We start from the raw sequence: 19,827 nt of genomic DNA on the forward strand, positions 1-19,827 counted from the left end.
ACCCTGCGAGGGACTGCCGGAAAAGCACGGGAGAGCACGAGAGCACGCTGCGGACAATCGCTTCCATGTCCGATAAGCACTCCCCGCCGTCGAAGATGAAGCCAGAGGCCGCCAAGAAAGCGGGCAAGCCCAATGCACCGGCGCACGCGAGGAAGTTCGTCCTGCAAGCCGACCTTTCAGAGGAGGACGCCTGGGCGCTCGCTGAGGCCAAGAACCTCACCGCGAACGAGGAGCTGTTCGCCCAGGCGTACCTCGCGAACGGGCTCAATGCCACCCAGGCCTACATGGCCGTGCACCCCAAGGCCAAGCGAGGAACCGCGACTGTGGAGGGGTCCCGAACGCTTGCGAAAACCCACGTTTTGCGACGGGTGCGCGAGCTGGTCGCCGAGCGCAGCAAGAAACTGGAGATTGACGGCGAGGAGCTGCTGCGGCACACCCACGCGGTGGCGACGGCCGATCACCGGCACCTCACCCAGTATCGCTACTTCAACTGCCCGTACTGCCGTGGCCTCGACCACCGGCGCCAGCGCACGCTTGCCCAATTTGAGGATGACCGCCGCCGACACGAAGACGAGGAGCGGAAGCGCGAGGCGCACTGCGTAATCGCGGACAAGGCCTATGTGCCGGACGACTTCGACGAGGAGGGTGGGCCCGGGTTCAACGAGTGCGCCGCGCCGGTCGAGGACTGCCCGAATTGCTTTGGCAACGGGGTGGGTCGCACGGTGATCGCCGACACCAGCAAGGTGCCAGCCGATGCCGCGATTCTGTTCGCCGGGGTGAAGGAAACGAAGGATGGCGTGGAGGTGAAGTTCCACGACAAGCTGACCGCTCAGAGCATGTTGTTCAAGCACAAAGGCCTATTCGAGGCCGACAACGCGCAGCAGGCGGCGGCCACCTCACCCGAGGCGCTCGCGGCCATGGCTGCGGCCATGGAGGTCGGGCGAGCCAAGCAGCTCCAGAAACTCGCGGAACGCCGGGCGACCGGCTTCAGCGGGGATTAGCTTGTAGCTACGCGGCAGGGTCAATGCTGTCCTGGGGGTCCGGCCAGTTTTCCCGCAGCGTGCGGTAGACCTGGTCCACCCATCTGCGGTCATTCTGGGCGTCAGGACCGACGTACCCGGTCCCCATGTCGAAACTCCCCATCCGAAATACCACGCCGTCCAAGGCTAGGTTGCCGACGGCGGAGGACATGTACGCCGTGCCGTCAGCCCGCACTCTCAACTGCCACGCCTGCGTGTCAGTAACGGAACCCAGCAGCCGCGCAATGTTGTCACGGGTGAACTGAGACGGGTCGTTGAGGTCGACGGTGAACATGCGCAATTCTCGCGCGGATCCGGCCTGCGTTTGGCTTGATGCATCCGAATTTCGGCGCAGCCGGCGCGCGGGTCGGTGCAGTGCGGTACGAGCGCTGATCCGCCTAGCGCAGGCGATCCGAGTCCTGCGGCTTGCATGCGTCCCTCAGGCGCCGGGCCGGCCGCAACCTGGCTGCGGACGAAGCACTCTCCTCGCGTGCTCCATGCTGTGGCGGACGCTCGTGCGAAACGAAGACCCGCGCGAATGTGTCCGCCCGGAGGAGGGCGAGGCCCACGGGTCGCCCCATTGTTCCCGAGCGGTGACCGGCTCAGGGCAAGGCGCTATTTTCAACGGCTCAGCTTTACAGTACCGTCGCGGCCGGAGGAAATTCAATGAGTGATGCTGAACTGCTGCTGTTGGTCGAGAGCAAGAAGAAGTCGGGGTGGGTCGCCGCCTTCCTGAACCTCGTGGTGCCCGGCGCCGGCTATATGTACTGCGGGAACTGGATCTTGGGCCTCGTGGCCTTCCTGTTTGCCGTGGTGGTTCTCGTGGTGACCCTGGGAGCCGGAGCGGCCGTGGTTTACCCCGTGGTCTTCATCGACGGGTTTCTCGCGGCGGGTCGCGCCAACAAGAACATGATCCAGAAGCTGATCGCCGACCGCGCTGCGATTGCGCGAGGCGAAGCGCCTGCGATCTAGAGCGCACCGGCCGAGAGGCCGGCCTCACCTGGTAGATCGTTTCGGGAGCGCCCGGGTTGGATGACGAGTTAGGGGCCGCCGAGAAGGCGCGCAGGCGTGAAGCAGAGGAGTTCGGCTGCTACGGACTCGTGGGCGGGGCGGCTCGCCAGCTACGCACCCACAACTGGGTGAGGGCCTGCGAGGTCACGAAGCAAGATGGCCCGTTCTACTGTGGCCGCTGCTACTCCGACGCCATCGTGCGGAAATGCGATGAGAAGGTCGACCACTTCGCACACGAAGCCCCCAGGACTGCGGCGATAGGTGCAAAGGAAGGCGAACTCCACCTGGCCTGCAAGCGGCAAATCTGCGCAGAGCTTGCTGCCGGCTCGCCGGACGGAAGCTGGGAGGCCGAGCGGACCATTCCAGCAAACGCGAAGCGCGGCATTCGTGAGGTGCGCCCGGACATCAGCGGGAGGCTGCGAAACGGGCGTGTGGCCGTGGAGGTACAAGCGAGTGCTCTGAGCATCACCAGCATTCTGAAGCGGACCCTGACGTACACGCAGCGTCGGATCCCTGTTCTCTGGGTGGTGCCACTGCACGCGGAACTGCCCGACGCCCAGTTCCGCCCGCGCCTGTACGAGCGCTATTTCCAGAGCATCTACTTCGGGCGCACCTACTACTGGTGGCCCGGGCTGGGCGCCTCGGTGATGCCGGTGCACTACGGCATTGCTAAGCGGCACATCCCGTACGCTGAATGGTACGAACAGGGCGGCGAGCACATCGAGGTTGGCGGCTACGAAGTAGATTACAAGGCCATCAAGCGGCCCGTGTTCGGTCCCTTGCTGAAGATCGACAACCACTTCGCGCCGCACCGACGGGACGCCTTCACTCCGGAGAACGAGCGGAAGGCCGTCCCCGAATGCGACCTCTGGTTCGACCACATGGAGCCTTGGTGGTGAGGTCTGGCCGCTGCGGGCCCTTGAGCCGGGCCTGTGCGGGCGCCGCGACTGCAGCACGCGCGGTCGTCCCGGGCGGTGCTGCGCAGGGCCGACGCTCAGCCCGCAATCTCGCGGACCTATTACACCGGCTCGCCTGCTGCGGCTCGCGCGTCCCTCTCCAAGGGAGCGTCCCGGTACCCGCACTGGGCGATCTGGGCCAGATAGACTGGCATGAAGCCCTCGACGCCGCCGAGGCTCTCGTACTGGTGCACGTGCCGCAGCTCGTGGGCTACTAACTGGTCGTTCCATTTTCCGGCGACAAGGTAGATGCCGTATCCGAGCGTGACGCCGCCAGTGTGCGGGCCGAAAACACCCTGCTCCACCACGATCCTCGCCATGACGGGATCGTCCGGAGTTGGGATCGCCGGAACGACTTGCAGCCGGACACGGGTCGGATCCACCACGCCGACTCGCTGCGCAATGCCGATTCCAGATGGGCTCAGCGGAACTCCGGCGCGCAGGATCGCGGCCTCTTGGCTCTTGGCCCAGGTGATCGCCTTGGGCACGAGGACGGGCAGTAGCTCATGAATGTCCATCGCCTGATTGTCGCTCGCGCCGACTACGCATGCGAGGCACTGCACGCGTCATGCGAACTGCCGGTCAGTGTGATTCCGGTCGGCAGGCAGGGGCAGCGTTCGGCGCTGCATTCCTCGCGCGCCGCACGGCGGTCGCTGTCGGACGACGACTGTTTGGACGGTCCAGGCGCACTCGCATGATGGGTGCAGCGTGGGGTAGGGCCGGGAACGCGGGCCGGCGGCCGCGCGAGGTCTCGGAATCAGGCGGAGTACATCTCCGCTGCAACCGCACACGGCGGTCCCAGCGCGGATCCATTGCGGGTCGGACAATCCAGGCTGAGAGGCCTTGCCTGCGCGGTCGACCTTGCGCCTTGGCGCGGGCGCTCGGCGCGCCAGACCCAGAGGCGGCGCGTGGTGTCGGCAAGTTGCTGCCACGGTGGACCCTTGGGGTACTTGCTGCGGTCGGCAGCAATCGCCTCCAGCTCCAATGCGCGGATGGCTTCCGGCGTGCCTGGCGTGGTGGTCGGTGCGTCAGCCAGGTGCATCGCAGCCCCGTCGCCTGTCCTCGTAGCACGCGAGCACATTGAGCACTTCGCCCTCGGGGACTCCGCTCTGAAGGAGGTCCCAGGCGAGCGCCTGCAGCTCCGCCTGGTAGCTCGGATACGCGGCGTGAGCGAGGGCGTGGGCCTTCCGGTTGGCCGCCTTTGCAATTCGCGCGGGGAGCGACACCGACGCGCGCCGGCTGCGCACTGTCAGCGAGTCCTCATAGGTGAAGCTGTTCATGCCGATCAGAACCGGCGGAAACCGGCCCAGTCGTCTTTGCCGATGGCCGTGAGGCTCGCCAGGGAGAGCGCCATAGTTCCGTGGATCAGGTTGCCTGCGCTGTCTCGCGGCCCGGTGAGCGGATACGGGATGCCCTCGATGACGAGCGGCTTGAACAGCTTGTTGGCGTAGCTCATCCCGATGATCTGCGGCGCCTCCGACGGATACATCGTGCGAAAGCCCTTCTCCTGGGACGAGTCCAGCGCATTGCCCACGAGGCCCTGCTGCGCGAGCTTCTTCGGCACCGCCCAGGACATCAATTGATCCATGGGCGCCTCGACTTCGGAGGCGCCGTCATAGATCGCGCGGAAGTGCGCGGTGACGGAGAGCTTCAGGGGCGGCATGCCGCTGAAAACCTGCGTCGAATTCAGCTTCGTGACGGCGGTGCGTCCTTCCAGGCTCTGCACGCTTTGCTGGCCTGCTGACAGCGCGTTCGAGAAAAGATCGTTGCCTGCTGGGATGTAGGCTTGCAGGGCGTTCAGGATCGCCTCGAAGCCGCCGGCCTGGAACATGGAGGACAGGCTGGACAGCTTCGCGTCCGCGGTCTGGTTCTCGAACGGCGAATGCCAGTTGGCCGTCTGCTCCAGGTTGCCGTCGGTGACCGGCGCCTGCACTTCGACGGAGCCAGGCACGCGCTCCCATCGCACGTTCGTTCCTTCCACAACGCGCCGCACGGGAAAGAAGCTCGCGATCAATTTCGGCGACAACCCCGTCCAGTCCGAAGAGAGGACCGGGTTCTCGGTCCCGGCGGACTGGCCGGCGTAGGCATTCGAGTTAGTGGGCATGGATGTGGTCAGGCAGAGTGGCGGCCTCTTCGTCCGAGGCGGCGTTGATCAAGCCGAGATCGGTCCGGAGGTGCAGGATGGCCTCGCCAGGCTCCAGGGTGAAGACGGCGATGGAGTCGGGTTCCGGAGGGTGAGCCGCGTGCGCGTCGCCCAGGTCTGCAGCCGAAATCAGCACCTCGTACACGAGGGCGGACCCGTCGGCCAGGAGCACGGCAAGCAACTCGCCAATCGCGGGCAGAGGGGCGTCGTCGCGCATCTCCACGACGGCGCGCAGGTACTGGCCGGACGCCTCCACCTCGACGCAGAGCTTTTCGCGCACGAAGTCGCTCTCGTCGGTGCCGGTGATCACGAGCCGGCCGCGGCCGAGGCTCTCGATGTCCTGGGCAGCATCGGCGAGGGCGTCGACCTTCAGCCAGTCATCCGGGTTCTCGTCGTTCAATGGGGTGCCGTTCTCGTCCACGATGCGCGCGCGCAGCAGCGTGAATTCGAAGGCGGATTCTTGGTTGGGCTGTCGCATGTGATTCTCAGTTAGTAGGGGACGGCTGCGGCGGGTTGGCCGGCCGCTCATGACCCTGCGGGTTGCTGGAGGACGCGCTGGAGCGCCTGCAAGATGGCTCCGGCGCTCACGTCCGTGCGGGCCTGGAGCGCGGAAAGGGTCGCGGCTACGTCGGCCCTTGCGTCTCCCGCGCCCCGTGTCGCCAGCGCACGGCGAACGCCGGCGAGCACGGCGCTCCGGTGAGCATCGTCTGTCGTGCGGATCGCGCGCGGCTTCACCGTCACGCCCTGCGCGGCCTGCTGCTGGCGCACCAGAATGACCTGAGGCTTCACGCGCCGCGGCGCCTCCAGGCGCTGGCGGTCTGCTTCGATCATTCCGGCGATCTGCCGGCGCGTGAACATGCCTGATTTCAACTCCGAGGCAACGCGTACCACGTGCTTGCAACAAAGTCCGCGCAGGTGCGGGTTCCGGATCTTCGGGAACCCAGGCTCGGCGCGGCCCGCGTTGAAGCCTCCGATGGAGCTGAGAAATCTGTAGAAGTAGCGGTGCCGTTCGCAGTCGCAGTCCAGCTTCAAGTGGCCCTGCTGCCCCAGCCACGCAGCCGCTTGGAGCGCGGTCCCGGGGCGTGACAACGCCGCGCCGTAGCCTGGGAAGAGGATGGTGACCATGTGCCGGTTCACGCGGCTCTCCGGGCCAGCGCTGACGCTGAACACGACCTCGCCGGCGCGCAGGCGCGCGGGGATGGCGTGCGGGATCTCGCGTCGGGCGCGCTCCCGATCTGCCGGCGTACTGAGGTCGATCACCTCCTGCGCCGTGATGCCCGCCTGCAGCTTGCCGCCCACGGCCGCGACCGACTTCCGAAAGGCGACGAGGTCCGCCTGGGTGATCGGTCGCGCCTCTCCGCGCAGGGTCGTCCAAAGCAGGCGCGCCGGCGAGTGCTTGCCGCCCTGCATGGCCTCCGGCGTGAGGATCGTGGTCGCGCGCTGGCGGCTTTGCAGATCGTTCAGCCGTCGGCGGTTCAGCTCCGCGACCGCGTTGCCGACTTTTGGGGGAAGGGGGCGAGTGCTCATGCTGCGAGGGGCGCCTTGGCCCGGAGGAGATGGTCGATGCCGACGCCGCGCAGGTGGCGCAGGTCTCGCTCAGGATCATTGCGCCATGCGTCGACGGCCCTCGCCAGGCGGTTTGCCTCGCGCGCGGCAGCCTCGTGGAGCGACGCGCGCATAGCCTGCGCCGTCGGCCCGCCGCCGAATCCGAAGACCGGCGCTGCGCTCGGGGCGTGCGCCTCTGCTGCGTGCGCGAGGCACTCGTCGACCACCTCCTCCAGTTGCTGACGCTTGTCTCCCAGGCGGTCGGCTGCGAGAGCAGATTCGTCGGCCCACGACCGGCGCTCCGCCTTCAGCGCCGCCAGCAGGTCGAGGAGGGCTTCATGGACCGGGAGGCCCCCCTGGTCGCCTGCTTCGACCGCCAGCGCGAGGAAATGCCAGGGGCCGGCGTCCTTCACCAAGCGATACAGCTCGCGCGTGCAGCGGACCGCGAGATTCCTGTTCTCAACGTCTGCCCTTGCGCGCACGAGTCGGGCGCGTACCGGTGGCGAAGGGGCGGCCTCTTGCCCGAACGGGTGGGCCTGCATGTTGCGGCCGCCAGTGCCCAGCAGCGCCTGGTGCTTCATGCCGGGACTGCGCTGCGGTGGATCTGCGCGTCGACCAAGTCATCGATCCCGATCCCGCGAAGGTGCTCGGCATCGTGCAGCGGGTCGTCATGCCAGCACTTGATGGCCTTCAGGACCGTGTCGGCATTCCGAAGGGTCTCCTGGTGTTTCTGCACTTCCGCATCCCTCTCCGCTGCAGTCTGAGCTGCCGCGCTCTCGACCCCCGGCATCACCTCGCTCATCTGATGCACGGTGAGGCCGGCGGCCAAGAGCTGTTGCCACCGCGAGATGTTGCGGACCGGCTCGCGTGCGCTGCGAAGCAGGGCGTCCAGCGTCCGCAGAGCGCCGCCGCGGGCGGCAGTCATCCGGAAGTCGAGCTCGCCGACCGCCCGGGTGAGCGGCGCGCTACGCTCCATTTCCGCGCGGCGACGACCCACAGCCGTCTGGCCCTCCTGCTTGAGCGTCTGCTGTTCGGCCTGGAGCTTGCCGAGTTCGACGCGAAGCCATTCAGCGGGCGTAGTTTCCAGGGCGGCCGAGCCGTAGGTGGCGCCGGTCAAGAAGTGCTCCAGCGCGCCCTGTTCGACGAGGCGCGTCAACTCGTAGGCGCAGGACTGGGCCAGTCGCGTGACTTCGCGGTCGGCGACGGCAAGCTTGTGCGCGCGCACGGTCTCCACGTCCGGAAGCACCGCGCCCCCCGTGAGGGGGCCATGCAGGAAGCGCCAGAGGCTGTTGGAAATTGAGGTCGCGGGGTGCATAGGATGTCCTTTCGTCAGGTGGTTTGAAATTCGCCTGCGCTACGGCGGCCGCGCGCAGTCGTGAGCTCGCCGGCACGGGAGAGTGCATGCGCACGCGCGTATGCGGATCTCTCCAGGAACCGGTCAAGTTGTGCGGTGGAATCCCGCATGTCGCGTGACGTGCGGAGCAATGTGGCGCCGCCGCGCGCGTCGTCGAACAGGCGGGAGTTAAGCTGCTTGAAACGTTCGATGGCATCGCACAGCGCGTTCGCGCGAGTGGAGAACCTCGCCACGCGGAGCTCGTCTCCAGCCGGCGATGCGCACGCGTCCAACAGGCATTGGGCGACGGTCTCCGTGTTGAACCGCAGAAGCCGCTCGACCCGCCGGAGCACCGCAAAACGCGACGCCAATTTCGGGTCACGGTCGAATTCCGGACTCTCGCCGAGCAAGTAGTCCACTGACACGGAGTAGACCTTCGCCGCCTTGATTAGCACATCGTGCGGCGGCAGGCGCTTGCCTTGCTCGACGAGGGAGACCTGGGTCGAATTGGAATATCCGAGGCGCGCAGCAGCTTCTGTCTGATCGAAGCCATTGATACGTCGGGCCTCTTGCATGCGCTCTCCCACCACGCGCCTGAGGTGAGCATTCGACTGCGCACGTGGACCACGTTCTCCAGCGACCTCGTCCGGGCTTTCCAGCTCCTCCAGGTCCTCCTCCACCAGTGCCGCGAGCTGCGCGGGCAAGTGCGGGGCCTGGCGAGTGGCGGATTCGAGTTCGGCTGCGGGTGATGTCACTGCGATGCGCTCCGTGTGATGAAGACCGCATGCTGGCCTGCGTGGACTCGCAACGCCCAAATGTTTTCCCAATTCAGCCTTGTGCTGCGCGACGTTCATCGAAAGCCGGTATAGAGCCGCGCGTCGACCTAACGGGGCGGGAGCCGTCAAACGAGTTTTGAAACGAATAAGGTTTTGCGAGGGTGCCGCCACGCGCGCAACAGCCCCGAAAGCGTCCTGTCGCGAGTGGGAGAACTGCTGCCTGTCATTGGGGGCAGCGACGCCGCCGCCTGCGAAAGTGCGATGCGACGGCGTCACCCTAACCACCCCCACGTAGCCCTAATCACCCCCACATGCCGACGGCGTGCGCGGCGTGCGCGGTGAGCCAAGGGAGGGCTCGCGAGGCTCACAGCTTGGCCCTCGCCGGTTGGGGCCGCGCACGCTGGCTTTGCTCCGACAGAAAGGTGCCGCGACCCGTCCTGACATTCAGCGCAGCGTGCCGGAGGACTCCATGCCCAAGGCATGAGGGGCACTGCGGATGAGGCGGCTTCGTCGGGTCGAATCCATCCCCGCCTTCCGGATCGAAGGGCCGAGCCCTGTAGATCTTTCCGGCTCTCTCATAGAGGCCGCGCATCTTGGCCTGGTCGCGGCGATGTGCTCGCCGGTCCGCCTGCATCTCCTGCCGCGTGCGCTGGCGGCGGTGGTCGCGGCCGTGGCAGTACGCGCAAGCCTGGTGGACTGAAACCAGTACGGCGAGGTCCTGGCCGCCACTGGTGTGCCCGCTATCCGGCTCGTGCGCGTCGCGGTCCCGCATTGCGGCGAGCAGCGCCTGTACGTCGGGCCGCCTGGCGAGCCGTGGCCCCTCCCTGACCGCGGTGCCCCAGCTCGCGCGCGGGTGCGCCCGTAGGTAAGCCGCCACCGGGTCGCGGTCGACGATGAACTCGCGTGCGAACTTCTCGCATTCGGCAGGTCGGTCACAGGCCTTCAGGCTCATGACGCAATCCCTCTTGCCGCGCAAGCAACAACAAGAGGCGAAGCCTCTCTGTGACGGTTCCTCTGATGGTTCATGACGGTTCTATGGTGATTTGGGTGCAACGGGGTTCAGGGGGCTACCGAACCGTAGTTCACCCCGTTGTGAACGCTGGTGCAGGAGGGGGTGCAACTGCCTGCACTGCTCCCGACGGGATTCCACTCGGCATCCCGTCGGGCTCCCGACGGGAGAATGGAGCGTCGCAAGCTCCTGAACTCGTTTGCAGGGGTGCACTCGGGTTCAGGGATGCAGCGGGGTTCGGGGGCGCACTGGATTGCGCCGGTGGCGCTGTGTCGGCCTCAGGCAGCACGATCTGATAGAGGTTCGTTCCGTTTCTGCCGGCGCCCCGATGCGCACGAAGCTCGCCGCGCTCCTGCAGCCCCTTCAGGAGGTACATGGCGTTCCTTTCCCCGGTGCGGCACTTGCGCGCGAGAGTCGGGATCGACGGAAAGGCGCGGCCCTGATCGTCGGCGTAATCCGCAATCGCAAGAAGCATCAGAAGCTCCGTGCCCGATGACGCGGACTGCTCCCAAACGCGCGTCATCACCCTGATGCTCATGATCGCTGCCTAGCCTCTGGATCGCCAGAACGCCTCTCCGCGCCCACGTCCAGCCACGATCCAGCGATAGCGCCACGGGCGTGCAGGTGATTCAGCCAAGCGCCGACCTGCTCCCGGTTCTCGAAGCGGATCGTCTCAGCGCCACGGGTGGCGATCAGCACCTCGCAGCCAGCGTCGTCCTCCATCTGCACCAGCGTGAAGCTGGCGAAGGCCGCCTCCGCCGTCAGCGCGCTCAGCTCCTTCGCGTCCGCACGGCTTGCATGGCGCACGTATGGCCGACGGCCGGCACGGGCGTGCATCAAGCCACGGACTAGGGCAGCATCGGCTCCCCACCCATGCGTCGAGGAAACGTGATTACGGCGCTGCATCACTCGCCCTTGTGCGCCTGGGAGTCCCGCCACTGCAGGAGGCTGTCCTCGTTGAACACGGTGCACCTGGGGGACAGGCGAATCCCCTTCGGGAAGTCCACTCTCTCACGGTTCCAGGTCCACAGCGTGGAAATGGAGATTCCGAGGGTTGCGGCTGCTACTCGCGGCCTGAGTGAGCGCCCTTTTCCGTGGGGCGTGGTGATTGCTTCCGACACTTGCTGCTCCTTGTTGTAGTTGCTCGTACAACGTGGGCAGATGGTCATCCTTTCGGCTTGCGGCGGGAAGACAGGTGCCCGGCACATGCATGCACATGCCGGGCATCTACAGGGGTGGGTGATCGCTACTCCGCGCGCCGCAGAACTCCGCGAGCTACTTGCCTTTCAGCCAAGCGCGCACCGAGTCCCAGTCGGGGGCGTCGTCCCTGTACTCCTCCTGGATCAGTGGGTGGAAGTGATCGGCGCAGGCCTTCTTGGTCGCTGAAGGATTCGCTCGCCGCCAGTCCAACATCTGGCTCAGGTACTTCGCCTTCGCTGCGCCCGCCCACCGCTTATCTGCCTTCTTCTTCTGCACGCCGGAGACGTTGCGCGCACGCTCGGCCTCGGCTGCTCTGAGCGCGTCAACCTTCTCCCGAAGGCCTCCGATGACGGCGCGCGACGCATCTTCCAGAGCGCCAGCCTCCTCCTCGGCGTCGCAGCGCACCGACTCGCCGAATTGCATCAGCACGTCGAGCGGGACTGCTGCTTGCCAGATGGTCTCGCGCGCCCGTGGGTTCGCAAAGACCCATGCGCGCTTGCGGAACGCATACACGAGCGCCAGGCCGGCCATGGCGCTGTAGTTCGACCGCTGGCGAACTGCCTCTGCGCGATCCACGGAGGAACTGGAGCCGCCTGTGGCCTGCAGCCGTTCGAGTGCCGTTCGATTCGACTCGATCAGCGAGGCCCATTCCGCGCTGCTTGCTCGCGTGAGCCCCAGGTCGCGCAGGAGGCCGGCGGGCGCACAACCGAGAAGAATCGCGATCACATCTTCGCCGGTCGGCTCGCGGTGCCCCTCGATACCGGGCGACGGCAGGCTGCCATGCGCCTGCACGGGCCCCACTCGCGCCCTCAGTACGACCACGTTCGAATGCTGCTTCTTGGACTGGCCTTCTGGATCTTTCTTCATTGTCGGTTTCCTGCGCTGGGCGCAGACGCTATCGCTGCCCCAGGGCAATCGCCGTTTCAACAAGGGTCTCGTACGCGGCCGCGTTTATTCCATGAGCTTGCTGAAGCAAGGCGACAACCCCGTCCAGGGCCTCGCGGGAAGCAGCGCCACGCGAACCGGCGGGGCCGCTGCGCATCTGCCGCAGCTTCGCGACTGCGGCGTCGAGCGACTGCGACACAGCCTCCATCAGCGATTCGACGGTGCGGCCAGCAGGAATCACGATGGACCTGCTCCCCGCCTCCAGCTCGAAGGAGTGCGTCGTCTCGGCGTCCACGATCCAGAGCCCCGCCGGCTGCGCAGCGTGTTGCACCTTGCGCGGAAGAACAGAATGTCGATGTGCCATTTGGATCTCCAAGGGTTAGGCGGCCTGCCCAGGCCCGCCCTGCATGCCGAGAGACGCGGCGGGCGCGGCCGGGTGACGCTCGCGCCGCCACGAACGAACCAGGTACACATCACCGGCCCGGCGACAGGCGCGCTTCAGCAGCCGATTCGCGACGCCGATGCTGGTGACGCGACGCGACACCGGCACATCCGCCAGCCGCTCTCCAGTGGCGAGCACGAGCGTGCGCGCGACGAAGTAGCTGAAAGTGCCTGCCGCAGCCAGCGCGGGGGGCTGGTCAAGGCCAGCGGTGTTGACGACAATGCTCGAACCCATGGTGTAGCGCCTCCAACGCGCTTACTTGGTTAGGCCAGGCCCCCAGGGTTGCCGCCCCGGGGGTCTGTCCGATTTGCCCAGCTCTTAGTGCCGCCGCTGGGCGTGGCGGATCAATGCACGGCGACGTAGGTGTCGTGCAGCCGCTTGATCTCCAGCATGGCGCCGAGAAACGGTCCCACCCAGCCCGGGATTGGGACTGCGCCCCTCGCCCAGCGGCTCGGCGTGTTCGGCCTGCACCCTGCCCTGCGGCAAAAGTCGCTCTGCTTCCATCCCAGTTCGGCCAGCGCCTGAAGAAATTCCGTGCTTGTCACATCGCCTCGTATTGCGGTTAGATCGAAGACTACCACTTTACCGAAATGTCGACAAAGATAGACTTTCTATCACCATCCAGTTGATACAACGTCCATTATGTCAAATGGAAAACGCCGCGATAGACGCTCTATCACGGCGCTGCGAACGGGTCGTTCACCGTATGGGAGGTCGCGGTGGAAGCGGCAAGTCGAAGCCGGCGGCGCGGAGCGTCGACAGGCGCCAGCCCATCGTCCTGAGACTAAGTTTCACGTCGGGCGGGGGCAGCTTGCCGCGCTTGATCCACACGCGAATCGTCTCGCCACAGACCCCGCCGCACATCTGCCGCAGCTCGTGGCGCCAGATCACCACATCGTCCGGCGGATGCATCAGGCGGCCTGCGCACGCAGTTCGACAACATCCGCGCCTCTGCGCAGCTTGTCCAGGTAGTCCGCCCACTCGCGCATCATCTTGCGGCGCTGCTCCAGGTAGTCCGCACGGTCGTAGGCGGCGCCCAGAGGCCCCGACTTGCCGTGCGCCAGTTGCGCCTCGATCACCTCCGGGTCAACACCGGATAGTCGCTCCACCATCAGCGTGCGCGCCATGGCGCGGAAGCCGTGCGCGGTCATCTCGTCGGTGCTGAACCCCATGCGTCGAAGCGCCGCGTTGATGGTGTTGTCGGACATGGGCCGTTCCCCTGTGCGCAGCGACGGGAAGACGTAGCGGCCGTGCCCGGTGAGCGAGTGCAGCTCGCGAAGGATCGACACCGCCTGCGGTGCCAGCGGCACCAGATGGGGCCGGCCGTTGATCTTCTGGTGCAGTCGGCGCTTCATCGCCTGGGCCGGGATGGTCAGCATGCCGCTGTCTAGATCGACCCAGGCCCATTCCATCTGCCGAATATTCCCCGGCCGCTGGAACACAAGCGCCGAGAGTTGCAGCGCAGCGCGGGTCATGGGCTGGCCGTTGTAGCCATAGATCGCGCGCAGGAGGCCGCCAGCCTGCACCGGCTCCAGGACGGCGGCCATGTGTTTCACCACCAGCGGCTTAAGCGCGCCATGGAGGTCGGCAACCGGGTTGCGCTCACAGCGCCCCGTCTGGATTCCATAACGGAACACCTGACCGAGGGTCTGGCGCAGCGTGTGCGCCGTCTCGCTGACCCCGCGCTTCTCGACCTTGCGCAGCGCGTCAAGCAGCATTGGAGCGGTGATCTCCGGGAGAGGTAATCGGCCGACTTGCGGGAACAAATCCTTCTCCATCCGCTGGATCCAGAGCGCCGCGTACTTGGGGCTCCAGGCGCTGGCCTTCGTGACGTGCAGCTCACGGGCGACCGCCTCCAGCGTGTTCGCCGCTGCAGCAACGGTGGCCGCCTTTTCGGCACGCTTGGCGATGCCGGGATCTACTTGTTCCGCCAGCAGCTCGCGCGCCTTGTCGCGGCGCTGGCGAGCCTTCGCCAGCGAGACCTCGGGGTAGATGCCCAGCGCCAGCGTCTTGCGCTTGCCGGCGTAGCGATAGTCGAAGCGCCAGTACTTGCCAGCCGCCTTGACCAGCAGGTACATGCCCGCGCTATCCGTGTGTTTGTCGCCCGCCGGCTTGCCGGTATGCTTGACCTGGCGGACGAAGGTGTCGGTGAGTGCCATCGGTGCCCTGCTGACGGTATCCAGGCAGCAAGGTCCCAGCGATACCGCCAAAGATACCGCCAAATAGACGGTATTTCATGATACTACGGCAGAGTACATCGCACTAACGGCGAGGGCCCGCGCCCTCTGAAATCAGCCGTTTTCGCACTACAGCGGATCTCATCGCACGCCGATGTGGCGCCCCCGGCGGGAATCGAACCCACATCTAGCGCTTAGGAGGCGCTCGTTCTATCCATTGAACTACGGCGGCGGGACCGGTCATTGTATGGCGGGCGCAGCGCCGCTCACTCAGCGATGAAGGACGCGATGGCGTCCAGGAACTGCCCGGGCGCCTGCAGCTGCGGCACGTGGGCACAGCCGGCCAGCAGCTGGAAGCGCGCATCGGGCAGCAGCGACGCGAGTTCGCGCGCCATGGCGGGCGGCGTGGCCTCGTCCTGCTCGCCCACGAGCACGAGCACCGGCACCTGCACGCCCGCGGCCTGCTCGCGCAGATCGAGCGTCGCCAGCGCGGCGCAGGCGGTATGGAAGGTCTCGGGGTGCACGGCGATGAAGCGCTCGCGGCGCTGCGCAATCAACTCCGGGTGCTGCGCCTGGAACTCGGGCGAGAACAGGCGGCGCATGGCGACGTCGGCGATGCCGGCAAGCCCCTTGGCGGCAGCAGCGGTCGACATCCCGCGAAAGGCCTGCCGGCCCGGCTCGGAAAAGGCCGCGCCGCAATCGGCCAGCACCAGCCGGCGCGCAATGCCCGGATGGCGGATCGCCGTCAGCAGCGCGACGAAGCCGCCATAGCCGTTGCCCAGCACGATCGGCGCTTCGTCGAGTTGCAGCGCACGGATTGCGTCGGCGACGCGGTCGGCCACCGCCTCGAGCCCGCCCGCCACCGGATGCGAACCCGCGAAGCCCGGCAGGTCCGGCATCACCACCCGGTGCGTTGGCGCCAGCAACTGCGCGAGCGGCTCGAAGCTGCTGCTGTCGGCCAGCAAGGAGTGCAGCAGCACGATGGCGCGGCCCTGCCCCAGCACGCGTGCGCTGACGGCTTCCTCGCCGACGCGCAGGGTGATCTCCCGGGTGTCGCTCATGTTCTTGTCCTTGGTTGTATCGGCAATCATTTTTCCAGGTTCTTCGCCGGCGGCCAGTCGCGCGAATACACCGGGTTGGCCAGGAAGTCCCTGGCGTCGTATTTCCAGAACTGGCTGACCGCGGGATAGGTCTTGACCACGGTGTTCACCAGCTTGCCGTCCTTGCGCTCCACCTTGCGGATATAGACGTCCATCAGCGGATTGCCCAGTGCGTCGAGCCGGATGGTGCCGCGCGGATCGTTGGTCAGTTCCACCTTGCGCAGCGCCGCCATGAAGGCCTGCTTGTCGGCGATCTTTCCGTTCACCGCCTTGACCGCCTGCTCCAGCATCAGCGCGGCACCGTAGGCGCCGATGGAGTAGTAGCCCGGGTCTTGCTGGTACTCGCGCTGCATGGCGGCCACGAAGCGCTTGTTGCTGGCGTTCTGGATGCCGGCCGAATACCAGCCGGAGGAGACGATCCCGAGCGCCTCGTCGCCCATCGTCTTGAGCACGCCCTCGTCCACGGTGGTCATCGCGGCCAGCACCGGGATCTTCGCCTTCATGCCGTACTCGTTGTACTGCTTGAGGAACTTCACGCCATTGCCGCCGGCGAAGACCGCGAACACCGCATCGACCTTCGGATTGATCTGGCTGATGTAGCTGCCGTAGTCGGCCACGTTCAGCGGCGACCACAGCTTCTGCACGATCTGGCCGCCGTTCTCCTCGAAGGTGCGCTGGAAGCCGGCGGCGCTCTCGTGGCCGAAGGCGAAATCGTCGGCAATGATGGCGACGCGCTTGTACTTCAGCTCCCTGGCTGCGTATTCGCCCAGCGGATGGTTCGATTGCGCCGACGTCCCGACCGCGCGCACGAACCACGGGTTGGGTTTGCGCTGCGTCAGGTCTTCGGCCGCCGCCGAGGGCGAGATCACCGGGATCTGCACCTTGCGGATGTAGTCGTCCACGGCCAGCGCCTCGAAGGCGGCGAGCGGGCCGATGATCACGTCGACCTTGTCGCGCTCGACCAGCTCCTGCGCCTTGGTCTTGGTGATGGCGGGCTGGCCGCCGGTGTCGGCCGTGAACAGTTCCACCCGGCGGCCGCCGATCTGGTTGTTGCGCTCCTTCAGGAACAGCTTGAGGCCGTCCTCCATCTGCTTGCCGCCGGCCGCGAGCGGGCCCGACTTGATGGTCAGGAAGCCTAGCCGCAACGGCTCCCCCTGCGCGTACGCCGGCACGCTGAAAAAGGAGGCCGCCACCATCGTGGCCGCGGACGCGATCGAACACCAGGTGCGCAACATCGGAAGCTCTCCTTGGATCGCGCCTGAGATATCAGGCCAGCGAGCTCGCGACCATACAAAGCGCGCCCCGCCCTTCCAATGGGGGAATACCACGACGGTGTTTCCCCTCGGACAGCGCTTCGAGAGCGCGCTCGGCCGGCTATCATGCGCCGCGCCCCTGATATCTCAGGCGCCTGAACCAGGATGCCCCGTGCTGGCCGCCGTCCCCGCCAATTCATCGACCGAACAAGCGCCCAAGGGCCTGCTGCGCGAGCAGGTCCACGAGCAGCTGCGCGCGGACATCATCAGCTGCCGCATCGCCCCGGGCGCGGAGATCCGCGAGGGCGAACTGGCCTTGCGCTTCGGCACCAGCAAGTCGCCGGTGCGCGATGCGCTGATGCACCTGCAGCGCGAAGGCCTGGTCACGCCGCTGCCGCGCCAGGGCTACCGCGTGGCGTCCATTTCGCTCAGCGACGTCCAAGACATGTTCCACCTGCGCGGCGCGCTGGAGCGCGCGTGCACGGACCGCATCGTGCGGAACGCGAGCGACGCGCAACTGCAGGAGCTCGATCGCTTTCGCAGCTTCGTGCCCGGCGAGTGGCCCGGCGGCTTCATTGCGTACAACCGCGCCTTCCACTGCAGCCTGGCGCTGCTGGCGGGCAATGCGCGTCTGCTCGACCACTTCACCGGGCTGATCGACCAGATGGAGCGCGCCGTGCTGGTGAGCGTGGCCAACGTGCGCGGCGGCGATCCGCAAGCACTGGTGCGCGAACACTGCGAAATCATCGCCGCGCTGCAGGCGCGGCAAGGCCGCAAGGCCGCCACTCTGGCCGAGCGCCACATCGCGGCCGCGGGCAAGCGCGTCAGCACTGCCATCGCCCGGATGGTGGTGACCGGCTGAATCGAATCGGACACAGGAAAGGGATCCCCATGTCGGCAAGCGAAAGCGCACGCGTGCGCGTGCACGGTCTGTTCATCGATGGCGCCGAGGTGCCCGCCGCCAGCGACGAGCGCCTGGACGTCCTCAATCCCGCCACCGGCGAGGTGATCGCGCGCATCAGCCATGCAAGCGGCGAAGACGTGGATCGCGCGGTCCGCAGTGCGCGCGCCGCCTTCGAGGCCAGGGAATGGGCGTCGCTGTCCAACCGAACTCGCGCGAAGTTGATCAACAAGCTGGCCGACGTGTTCGAGGCGCACCTGGAAGAGATGTTCACGCTGGAGACGGCCAACAACGGCCGCTCGGTCAACGAGACGCGGGCGCAGATCTCGCGCCTGCCGGACTTCTTCCGCTACAACGCGGGCCTGGCCATCGCGCGCCGTGATTCGGTCATTCCGGTCGACGGCAACTACCTGAATTACACGTTGCGCACGCCGGTGGGCGTGGTGGGCAACTCGACGCCCTTCAACCATCCGCTGATGATCATGGTGAAGTCGCTGGCGCCCACGCTGGCCTCCGGCTGCACGACGGTGGTCAAGCCCTCGGAGTACACCCCGCTTACCACGCTGCGGCTGGCGGAACTGTTCGTGGAAGCCGGCTTGCCGCCGGGGGTGTTCAACGTGGTCACCGGCCTGGGCCCCACCACCGGCAAGGCGCTGGCCGAACATCGCGGCATCAACAAATGGGTGCTGACGGGCGGTACCGAAGCCGGTCGCATCACGGGTGCGCTGGCCGGCAGCAACTTCGCCCACCAGACGCTGGAGCTTGGCGGCAAGACGCCGGTGCTGGTGTTCGAGGATTTCGATGTCCAGCAGGCGGTGAACTACGCGGCTTTCGGCGCCTTCATCGGCGCCGGCCAGACCTGCATCTGCGGCAGCCGGCAGATCGTGCACGAGAGCATCTACGACGAATTCGTGGCGAAGCTGGCGGCCAAGGCGCAGACCATCCGCATCGGCAACCCCGTCGATCCTTCGGTGCAACTCGGGCCGGTGGTGTCCAGGCGCCAGCAGGAGCGCGTGCTGCGCTATGTCGACATCGGCCTGAACGAGGACCATGCGCGGCTGGTCGCCGGCGGCAAGGTGCCGGCCGATCCCGCCCTGGCCCGCGGCTTCTTCGTGGAGCCGACAGTGTTCGCAGATGTCACGCCGGCCATGCGCATTTTCCAGGAAGAGGTTTTCGGGCCCTTCGTATCCGTCAGTAAGTTCAAGACCGAGGAAGAGGCCCTCGCGATGGCCAACGACTGCGACTTCGGGCTGGCGGCCGCCATCCGCACGAACAACGTCACGCGCGCGCACCGCGTCGCTGCGCGCCTGAAGTGCGGCATCGTCTGGGTCAACGACCACCACCGCCTCGATCCCGCCTCGCCCTGGGGCGGCGTCAAGGATTCGGGCACGGGCCGCGAGTCCGGCAGCGAATCGTTCGACCAGCACTTCGAAACGAAGAGCGTCATGGTCCGGCTGGATGACGCACCGTTCGACTGGTATCAGGACACAGCGAACCAGCCACGGCTGAATTGACTCAGGCAGGCAAAGGATTCCGCCTACTTGAGCTTGGGCCTTTCGCTACAGCCGAGGCCGCGGCCGCAGCGGATGCGCTGCGCCGCACCATTGCATCGCGTTACAGCTTCAACACTTCGTTTGCAAACAGGTGTCTTCGCAGGGTCACAAAGGGCCCCTAGCATGGGGAAACCAGCAAGGGAAACGCAGTAGCGAAGCAAGCAAGCCCAGGAGACAGCCAGATGACATCCGCCGACTATCGGATCGAAAGCACCCAGCCCATCGCCGGCCGTTTCTGGCCCGTCGCCGGCTCGTTGCAGCTGGCCGTGAAGGACCGCGCCCTCGCCGTCAGCCTGGCGGCCAAGAGTTTCACGAGCAACAGCGAGATCCGCGTGGTCCACGTGCCGACCGGCGAGGTGGTGTTCCGCAAGCCAGGCCAACGGGCGGAGTGGAACGGCGAGGATTTCTAGGCGGACGTCCTGGAGGTTATTGATGTCATCCCGGGCTCGGGATCCATGCTGCGGTGGTGCAAGCGCCGTCGTGGATTGCGGGTCAAGCCCGCAATGACATCCAAGGTAGGCCCG

General features: G+C 66.5%; 25 protein-coding genes and 1 tRNA gene. 6 read left to right on the forward strand and 20 right to left on the reverse strand.

All coding sequences use genetic code 11. The annotated features are described in order from the left end of the window. Positions 1–65 precede the first annotated feature (65 nt). The gene (locus tag JWP60_RS20710) at positions 66–1,001 is read left to right on the forward strand and encodes a terminase small subunit (RefSeq protein WP_299795511.1); all 936 of its coding nucleotides are present in this window, start codon (positions 66–68) and stop codon (positions 999–1,001) included. A 7-nt stretch (positions 1,002–1,008) separates the two neighbouring features. Here JWP60_RS20710 and JWP60_RS20715 read toward each other — a convergent pair whose 3' ends face one another. After that, complete coding sequence (locus JWP60_RS20715; RefSeq protein WP_299795513.1) at positions 1,009–1,314, reverse strand: hypothetical protein; 306 nt, start codon at positions 1,312–1,314, stop codon at positions 1,009–1,011. Positions 1,315–1,685: 371 nt separating this feature from the next. On the opposite strand from JWP60_RS20715, the gene JWP60_RS20720 reads away from it, so the two are divergent. Both JWP60_RS20720 and JWP60_RS20725 read left to right on the forward strand, forming a co-directional pair. Next, a complete protein-coding gene (locus JWP60_RS20720) occupies positions 1,686–1,991 on the forward strand; it encodes a hypothetical protein (protein WP_299795515.1) in 306 nt (101 codons plus the stop codon). 56 nt (positions 1,992–2,047) lie between these two features. Continuing rightward, positions 2,048–2,929 carry a competence protein CoiA family protein gene (locus JWP60_RS20725; RefSeq protein ID WP_299795517.1) on the forward strand — a complete coding sequence of 294 codons (882 nt, stop codon included), beginning with the start codon at positions 2,048–2,050 and terminating at the stop codon, positions 2,927–2,929. A gap of 119 nt (positions 2,930–3,048) precedes the next feature. Here the strand turns inward: JWP60_RS20725 and JWP60_RS20730 are convergent, their stop codons facing one another. From JWP60_RS20730 to JWP60_RS20815, 19 genes are all read right to left on the reverse strand, one after another. Beyond that, a complete protein-coding gene (locus JWP60_RS20730) occupies positions 3,049–3,504 on the reverse strand; it encodes a hypothetical protein (protein ID WP_299795519.1) in 456 nt (151 codons plus the stop codon). A gap of 510 nt (positions 3,505–4,014) precedes the next feature. Further along, entirely contained in the window at positions 4,015–4,266 is a 252-nt protein-coding gene (locus JWP60_RS20735) for a hypothetical protein (protein ID WP_299795521.1), read from the reverse strand. Positions 4,267–4,271: 5 nt separating this feature from the next. Continuing rightward, positions 4,272–5,090 carry a hypothetical protein gene (locus JWP60_RS20740; protein WP_299795523.1) on the reverse strand — a complete coding sequence of 273 codons (819 nt, stop codon included), beginning with the start codon at positions 5,088–5,090 and terminating at the stop codon, positions 4,272–4,274. Continuing rightward, on the reverse strand, positions 5,080–5,607 hold the full coding sequence (locus JWP60_RS20745) for a hypothetical protein (protein WP_299795525.1): 528 nt from the start codon (positions 5,605–5,607) through the stop codon (positions 5,080–5,082). The genes JWP60_RS20740 and JWP60_RS20745 overlap by 11 nt, the downstream gene beginning before the upstream one ends. A gap of 47 nt (positions 5,608–5,654) precedes the next feature. After that, the gene (locus JWP60_RS20750) at positions 5,655–6,656 is read right to left on the reverse strand and encodes a hypothetical protein (protein ID WP_299795527.1); all 1,002 of its coding nucleotides are present in this window, start codon (positions 6,654–6,656) and stop codon (positions 5,655–5,657) included. Then, on the reverse strand, positions 6,653–7,255 hold the full coding sequence (locus JWP60_RS20755) for a hypothetical protein (RefSeq protein ID WP_299795529.1): 603 nt from the start codon (positions 7,253–7,255) through the stop codon (positions 6,653–6,655). Before JWP60_RS20755 ends, JWP60_RS20750 begins: the two co-directional genes overlap by 4 nt. Then, complete coding sequence (locus tag JWP60_RS20760; RefSeq protein ID WP_299795531.1) at positions 7,252–7,989, reverse strand: hypothetical protein; 738 nt, start codon at positions 7,987–7,989, stop codon at positions 7,252–7,254. The genes JWP60_RS20755 and JWP60_RS20760 overlap by 4 nt, the downstream gene beginning before the upstream one ends. A 14-nt stretch (positions 7,990–8,003) precedes the next feature. Then, positions 8,004–8,861 (reverse strand): helix-turn-helix transcriptional regulator, encoded by an 858-nt coding sequence (locus JWP60_RS20765; protein ID WP_299795533.1) that lies wholly within the window; start codon positions 8,859–8,861, stop codon positions 8,004–8,006. A 286-nt stretch (positions 8,862–9,147) separates the two neighbouring features. Further along, on the reverse strand, positions 9,148–9,735 hold the full coding sequence (locus JWP60_RS20770; protein ID WP_299795535.1) for a hypothetical protein: 588 nt from the start codon (positions 9,733–9,735) through the stop codon (positions 9,148–9,150). A 130-nt stretch (positions 9,736–9,865) separates the two neighbouring features. Further along, a complete protein-coding gene (locus tag JWP60_RS26795) occupies positions 9,866–10,330 on the reverse strand; it encodes a helix-turn-helix domain-containing protein (protein ID WP_363320931.1) in 465 nt (154 codons plus the stop codon). Beyond that, on the reverse strand, positions 10,327–10,632 hold the full coding sequence (locus tag JWP60_RS20775; protein ID WP_299795537.1) for a hypothetical protein: 306 nt from the start codon (positions 10,630–10,632) through the stop codon (positions 10,327–10,329). Before JWP60_RS20775 ends, JWP60_RS26795 begins: the two co-directional genes overlap by 4 nt. Before the next feature lie 65 nt (positions 10,633–10,697). Then, entirely contained in the window at positions 10,698–11,000 is a 303-nt protein-coding gene (locus JWP60_RS20780; protein ID WP_363320932.1) for an AlpA family phage regulatory protein, read from the reverse strand. A 67-nt stretch (positions 11,001–11,067) separates the two neighbouring features. After that, positions 11,068–11,859 carry a hypothetical protein gene (locus JWP60_RS20785; protein WP_299795541.1) on the reverse strand — a complete coding sequence of 264 codons (792 nt, stop codon included), beginning with the start codon at positions 11,857–11,859 and terminating at the stop codon, positions 11,068–11,070. Between the two features lie 28 nt (positions 11,860–11,887). Then, positions 11,888–12,241, reverse strand: a complete 354-nt coding sequence (locus JWP60_RS20790; RefSeq protein ID WP_299795543.1) for a hypothetical protein — start codon at positions 12,239–12,241, stop codon at positions 11,888–11,890. Positions 12,242–12,256: 15 nt separating this feature from the next. Continuing rightward, entirely contained in the window at positions 12,257–12,553 is a 297-nt protein-coding gene (locus tag JWP60_RS20795) for a hypothetical protein (RefSeq protein WP_299795544.1), read from the reverse strand. A gap of 677 nt (positions 12,554–13,230) precedes the next feature. Then, entirely contained in the window at positions 13,231–14,478 is a 1,248-nt protein-coding gene (locus tag JWP60_RS20800; RefSeq protein WP_299795545.1) for an integrase arm-type DNA-binding domain-containing protein, read from the reverse strand. A gap of 175 nt (positions 14,479–14,653) precedes the next feature. Then, positions 14,654–14,728 (reverse strand) — tRNA-Arg (locus JWP60_RS20805). 34 nt (positions 14,729–14,762) lie between these two features. Beyond that, positions 14,763–15,557, reverse strand: coding sequence for an alpha/beta fold hydrolase (locus JWP60_RS20810; protein WP_299795547.1), 795 nt, complete (start codon positions 15,555–15,557; stop codon positions 14,763–14,765). 26 nt (positions 15,558–15,583) lie between these two features. Further along, positions 15,584–16,831 (reverse strand): ABC transporter substrate-binding protein, encoded by a 1,248-nt coding sequence (locus JWP60_RS20815; protein WP_299795549.1) that lies wholly within the window; start codon positions 16,829–16,831, stop codon positions 15,584–15,586. Between the two features lie 190 nt (positions 16,832–17,021). On the opposite strand from JWP60_RS20815, the gene JWP60_RS20820 reads away from it, so the two are divergent. From JWP60_RS20820 to JWP60_RS20830, 3 genes are all read left to right on the forward strand, one after another. Further along, the gene (locus JWP60_RS20820; protein WP_299795551.1) at positions 17,022–17,711 is read left to right on the forward strand and encodes a GntR family transcriptional regulator; all 690 of its coding nucleotides are present in this window, start codon (positions 17,022–17,024) and stop codon (positions 17,709–17,711) included. A 29-nt stretch (positions 17,712–17,740) separates the two neighbouring features. Then, complete coding sequence (locus JWP60_RS20825) at positions 17,741–19,264, forward strand: aldehyde dehydrogenase (RefSeq protein ID WP_299795553.1); 1,524 nt, start codon at positions 17,741–17,743, stop codon at positions 19,262–19,264. Positions 19,265–19,485: 221 nt separating this feature from the next. Further along, entirely contained in the window at positions 19,486–19,713 is a 228-nt protein-coding gene (locus JWP60_RS20830; protein WP_299795555.1) for a hypothetical protein, read from the forward strand. Positions 19,714–19,827 lie beyond the last annotated feature (114 nt).

The organism is Ramlibacter sp. (assembly GCF_028291745.1).
GTDB lineage: Bacteria > Pseudomonadota > Gammaproteobacteria > Burkholderiales > Burkholderiaceae_C > Ramlibacter.